Here is an 843-nt window from a genome sequence, read left to right as displayed (position 1 = left end):
AGAGAAGCAAGATGAAAGGGTACAAAGTTTATTCTGCAGGGAGATATAATTTTGTGGCAATCCGCAGGAAAAACTCATCAAAACATACATGGATTATCAGTGATAAAGAACTAATTAACCATCATAGAGTTGTACCCAATATTAGAAATTATAAGAAGTTTGTTCGAAGAAATCCAAAGGGTGTCAATTAATTTGAAAAAAGATGCTTATTCTACTCAAAATGCGGTTTCCATTCTTACTTGTACCAAACGAGCTGATTGCATAAATACACTTTTTGAAAATACCGTTACTTATGGTAAGGTTCTCCGCGCTGTCTGTAACGGCAAGTTATTGGGCCATCCTTTGCGGAATGGCCCTTCCTTTTAGCTCGCTTTCTTCAATTATCGTTCTCCGATAATTGACAGCAAATCAGAGTCGCAATACGGTTATTGATTCGTTGTTGAAGACTTCACCGTTGTCACGGAAGCCGAAGCTTTCATAAAGCTTTTTGGCAGCGATGTTATCGGATTTATAAGGGATCCAGCAGTAATGTGCTGGCCCTTCCGGAAAGGTGCGGATAAATTCCAAGATTTTTTTCATGGCTTCCCGACCATAACCCCGGTTCTGGTATTGCTTGTCAATCATCAGTCGCATGATGCAATAGTTGTCTTCTGCGATTGACGGTTCTTCGTATCCGGTGATTCCATAAGCCAACATAACAAACCCGACGGGCTGCTCATCCGCGTAAATGACAAATGGGAATGGATGTCCCCCATTGGTTACAAGGACATAACAAGAAGCCACGCTTGACAGATTAGACGCAACAAAGCGCCGTTGGTCCTCTGAAACTTCCAAGTTAAACAT

1 protein-coding gene and 1 pseudogene are annotated in these 843 nt (G+C 41.4%); one reads left to right on the top strand and one right to left on the bottom strand.

What is annotated here, in order from left to right; all coding sequences use genetic code 11:
* Positions 1-191: pseudogene (locus tag AC1DWB_RS36350) on the top strand (glycosyltransferase family 2 protein); the annotation flags it as partial.
* 217 nt (positions 192-408) lie between these two features.
* Here the strand turns inward: AC1DWB_RS36350 and AC1DWB_RS36345 are convergent.
* The coding region (locus AC1DWB_RS36345; protein ID WP_477545900.1) for a GNAT family N-acetyltransferase at positions 409-843 on the bottom strand (435 nt) is incomplete at its 5' end.

It is taken from the genome of Paenibacillus sp. P4_E11 (genome assembly GCF_056401635.1).
Note: the sequence above shows the minus strand (reverse complement) of the source record. Positions and strands in the feature narration are given on the sequence as shown.